Source organism: Trueperaceae bacterium (assembly GCA_036381595.1).
Classification (GTDB): Bacteria; Deinococcota; Deinococci; order Deinococcales; family Trueperaceae; genus DASVCN01.
This window is the reverse complement of sequence record DASVCN010000017.1, coordinates 1-7,569: the sequence shown is the minus strand read 5'-3', so window position 1 is coordinate 7,569 and position 7,569 is coordinate 1. Positions and strand designations below refer to the sequence as shown.

At 66.4% G+C, this 7,569-nt stretch carries 6 protein-coding genes; 2 read left to right on the top strand and 4 right to left on the bottom strand.

The window, feature by feature from the left end:
- Both VF168_04115 and VF168_04110 read left to right on the top strand, forming a co-directional pair.
- Positions 1-189: restriction endonuclease (locus tag VF168_04115; protein ID HEX7003352.1), on the top strand; the 189-nt coding region annotated here is incomplete at its 5' end.
- Positions 190-384: 195 nt separating this feature from the next.
- Positions 385-4,458 carry an SNF2-related protein gene (locus VF168_04110; GenBank protein ID HEX7003351.1) on the top strand — a complete coding sequence of 1,358 codons (4,074 nt, stop codon included), beginning with the start codon at positions 385-387 and terminating at the stop codon, positions 4,456-4,458.
- Here VF168_04110 and VF168_04105 read toward each other — a convergent pair.
- The 4 genes from VF168_04105 to VF168_04090 all read right to left on the bottom strand — a co-directional run bounded on the left by VF168_04105 (position 4,455) and on the right by VF168_04090 (position 7,528).
- Positions 4,455-5,294, bottom strand: a complete 840-nt coding sequence (locus VF168_04105; GenBank protein HEX7003350.1) for an ABC transporter permease — start codon at positions 5,292-5,294, stop codon at positions 4,455-4,457. The two genes, VF168_04110 and VF168_04105, sit on opposite strands and share 4 nt — an antisense overlap.
- Entirely contained in the window at positions 5,291-5,734 is a 444-nt protein-coding gene (locus VF168_04100) for an ABC transporter permease (protein HEX7003349.1), read from the bottom strand. The genes VF168_04105 and VF168_04100 overlap by 4 nt, the downstream gene beginning before the upstream one ends.
- Before the next feature lie 18 nt (positions 5,735-5,752).
- Complete coding sequence (locus tag VF168_04095) at positions 5,753-6,235, bottom strand: ABC transporter permease (protein ID HEX7003348.1); 483 nt, start codon at positions 6,233-6,235, stop codon at positions 5,753-5,755.
- Between the two features lie 66 nt (positions 6,236-6,301).
- Complete coding sequence (locus VF168_04090) at positions 6,302-7,528, bottom strand: ABC transporter substrate-binding protein (GenBank protein HEX7003347.1); 1,227 nt, start codon at positions 7,526-7,528, stop codon at positions 6,302-6,304.
- Between the last annotated feature and the right edge of the window lie 41 nt (positions 7,529-7,569).

Here is a 7,569-nt window from a genome sequence, read left to right as displayed (position 1 = left end):
CTGGTGACGCTAGGTGACTTCACGCCGCAGGCGCGCAACTTCGCCAACAGCAAGGCGAACCTGCGGTTGATCGACGGCGAGCAGCTCGTGAGCTTGGTGCTGGACCGGTACGAGCAGCTCGACTCGAAGTACAAGGGCCTGCTCCCGCTAAGGCAGGTGTACGTACCGGAGGCGGTCGAGGGGGACTGAGACTGTTGAAGTTCATTTGTCCCAATGAGACGTCCCCGGGAGTCGGGGTGGCTCCAACGGGTTGTCGCGAAGTGTCCAGTCGATGACGTCTCTTGCCTGATACGTTCCGGACAAGGGCCGCAAGTTCGGTCTGGCATACGCGTAACCCTTCTTGGGAATCATGTCAGCCTCATACCCGTAGACTTCGCGCGACGGATGCAGCTCGATCTGAACATCCCCATCCTGGAGCCAGCCGGCTCCGAGCGCTTATCAGAGGCAGCGTTGGCTGCCATCGAGTACACGCTGGCCGGCTCGATAACGATCCGGGACCGTTCCGACATCCGTTCCGTGAAGCATTGGTCGGAACGCCTAGAACCGTTCGAGCACCAAGTAAGGAACCTGATCACGTTCTGTCGGCGAGCCCCAGTTGCGCTCATCGCGGACGACGTGGGGATGGGCAAGACCATCAGCGCTGGGCTGATCATCAGCGAGCTGATGGTGCGCAAGAAGGTGAAGCGCGTGCTGATCCTCGCGCCGAAGATCTTGCTGCCGCAGTGGTGCGATGAGCTCGAAAGCAAGTTCGGCATCGACGCCGTCTACGCGACTGGTGCCCAGCTATCGCGGTTCGCCCGGTCTCGTACCTCCGTCGTTGTGACGACCTACGCGTCTGCTCTCAACCGCATGGAAGAGCTGACGAACTCAGGCTTCGACATGCTGGTGCTGGATGAGGCGCATAAGGTCCGCAATCTCTACGGGACCGCGAGGCCGCCAAGGATAGCCATCGCTCTCAAGCTGGCTCTGGCAGGCTCGGCGTTCCGATACACGCTCCTGCTCACGGCGACGCCTATCCACAACCGCCTGTGGGACATCTACTCCCTCATCGACCTACTCGCCGACGGTAGGAACCACCGGAACCCGTTGGGAGACCCTGAGGAGTTCGCAGCGCGTTACTTGGCCGACGGCAGGAACGTGGCCCGCCGCATCAACTCAGGCAGGGTCCCCGAGTTCCGCCGCATCGTAGGCGAGTACATGGTGCGGACGACCAGGCTCGAGTCCGGCCTGAGCTTCCCTGAGCGTCTGGTCAGCCCCACGAGGTGCGAACCCGGTGACATCGAGCGCAGGCTTGAGGCTCTAGTCCGCGAGCACCTGCCCAACCTACGTCGCCTCCAGCAGATAAGCCTGGCCGAAGCCCTGATGAGCAGTCCGGCCGCCTTCGCAGACCAGATCAGGACGCTCGGGGAGGCGGGCAGGGTTTCGCCGTCGGTGGTCGCCGAGGTGCGCCGGCTCGCGGAGTCTTCCCCCCTCGGTTGCAAGGAGCCTCAGTTGCTGGCGATGGCGCGGCGGCTGATGTCCGAGCGCCCTCGGGACTGGCGCATGGTCGTGTTCACGCGCCGCATCGCTACACAGAAGGCCATCGGCGAGGCCCTGGCAGCGATCGGGGCGAGCGTCGGGTACATCGGTGGGGGACACGGGCGGACCCAGGATCAGGACGTACGGCGCTACCAAGCCGATCCTCCCGAGGTGAACGTCATCGTGAGCACCGACTCTGGCGCGGAAGGGGTGAACCTGCAGGCAGGTAACGTCGTGGTCAACTACGACCTGCCGTGGAACCCGATGACGGTCGAGCAACGCATCGGCCGCGTCCAGCGCCTGGCCTCGAAGCATGCCACCGTCGCCGTGACGAACCTCGTGGTCAAGGGCTCGGTCGAAGAGCTGGTCGTCGCTCGGCTCATGGAGAAGCTCCAGCTGATCTCCGCTGCCATAGGCGACATCGAGGGCATCCTCGAAGTAGCGGGCAAAGACGATGACCTTGAGGAGGAGATCCAGGACCTGGTGCTCAGGGCACTCGCTGGCCAGGACGTTGCCGAGAGCGCCCGAAGGATCGAGGACAGCATCGAGCGCGCCAAGCAGCTCTACGAAGAGAGCAAGACGCTGGTCTCAGAGACACTCGGGACCCTGAACGCTCTACACGACGCGGGACCAGCCGCTCCGGAGCTCGAGGACGTGGTGCCACGGCTCTCCGTGCGCGACCTCGTCGTGACCTACTACAGCGATAGAGGTCGGGTCCAGGAGCAGAGCGACGGCCGCTTGCTGATCCAGGAGGTCGGTCGAGGTACGCACTTCGCCACCTTCGACGAGAACGACCCGAACCTCAGGGCGGGTCCCGGAGTCTTCGGGGGACGGGCGACTCGTCTCTACGCGGAAGGGGAGCCGGACTTCGAGCGCATCGTCGGCAGCCTAAGCCGCAAGCGGCTGCACTCAGTCGAATCGCAGCCTCTCGACGAGGAGGGCGTCGTTCGTACCGCCCGCGAGTGGGTGGCAAGTCTGGATGCCCAAGTAGAGCCCGAGGCCGTTCGCGTACTAGGTCAGAGGAGGCGCCTCGAAGGCACGCTGACGGCCCTCGTGAGCAGCTCTGTCGCAGTGGACCGCCTGGAGCGCCTGATAGAGGTCACTAGTGGGCCTGGTGGTTGGGTCGATGAAGACGCTTCCTCTAGGCCGGCGGGCGTGTCGCGTTCGCGAGCGGATGGTCGACTGGACCGGTCCCACTGGCCAGCGCCAGCTCGCGACGCGGTCCTGGCGGCGATAGAGGGGGACCGGTCGCTCATGGCGTTCCGGCAGTTCTACCTGGCACGGAAACAGGAAGAGCTGGAGAAGGCCGGTGGCTCGGCGGCGTTGAGGGAGCAGATCGAGAGGCGCTTCGACCCTTCAGTCTCGGCTGAACTGGTCGCGGCCCGCGGCGAGATGGCGTCCATAGTCAGCGTCGAGGTGACCTACCGCTACAGGGACGGCCCTGAGTCGAAGCTGCTCCTCGACATCGACGGCGCTTCCCATAAGGTCCTTCGCTCACCACCGCTGGAGCGGTGCTACCTGAGCGGCGGATCGTTCCCGCAACACGACCTCGCGCCGTGTGCCGTTTCAGGCGAGCGGGCGCTCCCGCACCTGATGGCCGTGTCCTCCGTCTCGGGGGCCCTGATGCTGCCGGAGTTCGCCCAGGTCTGCGAGATCTCCGGTGACGTGATGCTTCCCAGGGAGGCGGTCAGGAGCGCCTTCTCGTCGCGGGTGATCTCGCCGCGCCATGCCGTCACCTGTGAGGTGTCCGGGTTGACCGCGGCCGAAGACGAGGTCGGGACATGTGAGTTCACCGGAGCGCGGGCCCACAAGGACCACCTGAAGGTGAGCGAGGCATCGGGCAAGACGTTCCGCGGCGACCAAGGACAGGTTTCAGACCTATCAGGCATGTCGGGACACGCGTCCGAGTTCGTGCGCTGCGAGTTCTCGGGCACGGTGGTGCTCGCAACCGAGGCGGAACGTAGCGCGGTAAGCGGCGAATGGGTGCGGAGCGACTGGCTGGTCGCTTCAGAGAAGAACCCTTCCCGTCGTGCTGCGCGGAGCGAGACCGTTCGCTGCGCTGTCAGCAACGCCCTCCTGCTGGAGGACGAGGTCGGGCGCTCGGTGGTCAGCGGGTTGGTCGTCGACCGCGAACTGCTGGTCCCCTCCGCCCTCAGCGGAGAGCTGGCGTTGGCTACCGAGCTGTTCACCTGTGAGGAGAGCGGAACCCGCGTCCTGCCTGACGAGACGGCGAGCTGCTCCGCCACCGGGAAGCGGGTGCGGCGGGACCTACTCGAGGAGTCCGGCATCTCGCACAAGCTCTACCTGAGGCGCCTGCTGCGAAGATGCCCGGAAACCGGCGTGCTAGGTCTCGAGAACGAGCTCGAGACCTGTCAGGAGACCGGGCTGGCGGTCGCACCTGAAGCCTTGGCCACTTGCACCGTGACAGGGAGAAGGGTGGTCAAGCGACTCCTCGTCGAGTGCGCCGAGTGCTCGCAGCCGCTTCTGCGCTCGGTGGCGACCAAGACCTCTCGTGGCGAGTTGGCCCATGCGCAACATGTCGCGACAAGCGACTTCACGGGAGACCTGTTGCTCAGCTCGGCCCTGGGAAGGTGCTCAGCTTCGAACCTGCTCATCGAACAGGAAGACCTGGTCGGGGAGTTCGCAGGTCCACTCGTTGCCGTGGCGGAAGCCTTCGGAGGCCCAGAATCCACGGACGCCTCCATGATGGCGGCCGCCACCGGGGTGCTCTCGGCGATCGGAGTCCGTCCTAAGAGGGTCTGGACCCGGCCGACGAAGCGAGACGATCTCGTAGCCGTACTGGCCGAGGTGCCGCGCCGGCTGCTGACCCCTCCCCGGCGGTACGCGTTCTTCGTCGACACCGGTTCCGGGCAGCTGGTAGGCGAGATCGCCCGCGTAGAACCGACGCCACGTGGGATCCGCTTCAGTGACGCCCGCTAACCCCTCCCCCGAGGATCCAGAACATCCCTCAACCCATCCCCAAGCAAGTTGATCCCAAGCACGGTCACGAATATCGACAACCCGGGATAAAGCGACAACCAAGGCGCCTGTTGCATGTACCCGGTACCGATCCGCAAGGTACTTCCCCAAGAAGGCGTAGGCGGCTGCACGCCCAGCCCCAGGAACGACAGCGCGGTCTCGGCCAGAATGGCCGCCGCGATCGCCAAAGAGGTCTGCACCAAGAGCGGCCCGATCATGTTCGGGAAGACGTGCCGCAGCATGACGAGCAGGGGCCTGTTGCCCAGCGCCCTGGCGGCCTCCACGAACTCCTGCTCGCGCAGCGACATCGCCTGGGCCCGCGCCAGGCGGATGAACGCCGGCGCGCTGCCGATGCCGATGGCCAGCATCGCCGTGGTGAGGTTGCCGCCCAGCGCCGCGGCCAGGGCCAGCGCCAGGACGATCGTGGGGAAGGCGATCATCGCGTCGGTGAGGCGCATGAACACCAGCTGGTCGACCCAGCCGCGCAGGTAGCCGGACAGGAGGCCGATCGGCACGCCGATGGCGATCGCGATGGCCACCGCGATCAGGCCGGCGCGGATCGAGGCCCTGGCGCCGTAGATCAGCCGCGACAGCAGGTCACGGCCCACCTCGTCGGTGCCGAGCAGGTACTTGCCGTCGGGCGCCTGGAGGATCGCCATGAAGTCGGGCTTGGTGGGGTCGTGCGGCGCCAGCCACGGCGCGAGCAGCGCCACGAGCAGGACCCCCGCCACGATGACCAGGCCGGCCAGCGCCAGCGGCCGCCTGACGAACTGCCGTATCGCCCGGCGCCAGGTCACGAGTACCTGATCCTCGGGTCGACGAGGCTGTAGGAGATGTCGGTGAGCAGGTTGACCACGATCACGACCACCGAGAACAGGACCATGAGGCTCTGCATCATCACGAAGTCGGACCGCAGGAACGCGCTGTAGATGAGGCGCCCGAAGCCGGGGATCGAGAAGAGCGTGTCGATGACGACGACGCCGCCCATCAGCCCCGAGAACTCGAGCCCGACCAACGTCAGCAGTGGGATCAGCGCGTTACGCAGGGCGTGGCGGAGGTTCACGGAGGCCTCGGACGCGCCCTTGGCGCGCGCGGCCCGCACGTAGTCGCTGTTGATGACCTCGAGCATGCTGCCGCGCGTCATGCGCATGAAGATGCCGATGGGCCTGAGGGCGAGGGCCGTGGCCGGGAGTATCGAGTGGTGCAGGCTGCGCCACGGGTCCTCGTTGAAGCGCACGAAGCCCGACGAGGGGAACTAGCCGAGCTGCAGCGCGACGAAGTACATGAGCAAGATGCCGGCCCAGAACGCCGGTATGGAGATCGCGGAGAGGGCGAAGACCGAGCTGAGCGCGTCCACGACGCCGCCCCGCCTGACGGCCGAGAGGATGCCGAGCGGCACCCCGACAGACAGCGAGATGAACAGCGACACGAGGGCGATCTGCAGGGTGACGGGGAACGCGAACGACACGGCGCGCACGACGGGCGTGTTGTCGACGAGGGAGCGCCCGAGGTCGCCCTTGGCCAGGCCGCCCAGCCAGCTCAGGTACTGGACGTGCACGGGGCGGTTGAGGCCCATGCGCTCGCGGAGCGCGGCGCGCGACTGCGGGGTCGCCTCGTCGCCGAGGATCGCCAGGGTCGGGTCGCCGGGCAGGAGCTGCATGACGGAGAACACCGCGACCGTGATCAGGACGATCACGGGGATGGCGGTGAGGACGCGGTTGGCTACGAAGGAGAGCATGCGTGAGCGGGGCGGAACCGGGGGCGGGCGCGTGAGGCCCGCCCCCGGCGTCGCCTGTCTAGGTCTTCAGTCGTCGACCCAGACCTGCTCGAACCGCATCATCCCGTCGGCGATGTGCGGGTAGTTCTGGACGCGGTCGCGGTACGCCTTGATCTCCGCCCGGTGGAACAGGAATAGGTAGGGCATCTCGAGGAGCAGCTCGTCGGCCGCGGCGCGGTAGAGCTCGCGGCGCTCGGAGATGTCGCTCACGGCGCGGGCGCGCGTGAGGAGGTCGTCGATCCTCGGGTTGTCGATCTGCCCGAAGTTCGTGCTCTGCGAGTGGAACCACGGGTAGGCGCTGAGGTCGGGGTCGTTGCGCGGCGTGAGGGAGATCCAGGCGGCGGTGTAGTTGCCGTCGCCGGCGCGGGCGAGGATCTGGCCGAACTCGGTCGGCTGCGGGAGGACCTGGATGCCGAACTCGGCGCACATCGCCTGGAACAGCGTGATGAGGCGGTTCGACTCCTCGTCAGCGACGTAGAGGACCTCGAACGAGAAGCCGTCGGGCGAGCCCGCGAGCTCGAGCAGCTCGCGCACCTTCTCGGGGTCGCGCTTGGGGATCTTCTCGTCGTTCATGTCGGTCACGAACGTGGCCGGCGAGAACGGGCTGTAGGCCGGGACGGCGCCGCCGTTCGCGAACACCGTGTTGACGAGGATGTCGCGGTCGACACAGTAGTTCAGCGCCTGGCGGCGGTAAGGGTTGCCGAGCGCCTCGGACCGCGTGTTGATGTACATGCTCGAGTAGCCGAGTCCCGGCACCGTGGCCACGACCACGCCTGGGTACTCCATGAGGTCGGCGAGGTCCTTGCCCGGGATCGTGTAGATCATGTCGAGCGCGCCCGACTTGAGGTTGATGACGCGCGACTCGCCGTCGACGAACGGCCGCACGACGACCTCGTCGAGGTAGGGCAGGCCCTCGCGGAAGTAGTCGTCGTTGCGCACCAGGAGGATGCGGTCGTCGCGGATGTGGTCGACGAACTTGAAGGGGCCGGCGCCGACGAGGTGCTGGATGAAGTCGTCGCCGTAGGTCTCGGCGGCCGTGGGGGAGACGATCATGCCGCTCCACGAGGCGAGGGCCGGCAGGAACGCCGCGTAGGGCTGGCTGAGGCGCACGACGAAGGTGTGCTCGTCGGCGGCCTCGTACGACTCGACGAAGCTCTGAACCGCACTGGCTTTGATAGAGACTCTCCTTCCACGCGAAAGGAGAGAATGAGGCATGCGGACCAAGTACGACCAGGAGACGAAGGACCGGGTCATCCGGATGTTCTACGAGCGGCGGCAGGAAGTGCCTGGCGAGT

Bases quoted from the DNA above. Each gene is read 5' to 3' on its own strand.
- VF168_04110 (HEX7003351.1), top strand. From the start codon at position 385: ATGCAGCTCGATCTGAACATCCCCATCCTGGAGCCAGCCGGCTCCGAG.
- VF168_04095 (HEX7003348.1), bottom strand. From the start codon at position 6,235: ATGCTCTCCTTCGTAGCCAACCGCGTCCTCACCGCCATCCCCGTGATC.
- VF168_04090 (HEX7003347.1), bottom strand. From the start codon at position 7,528: ATGACCCGGTCCTTCGTCTCCTGGTCGTACTTGGTCCGCATGCCTCAT.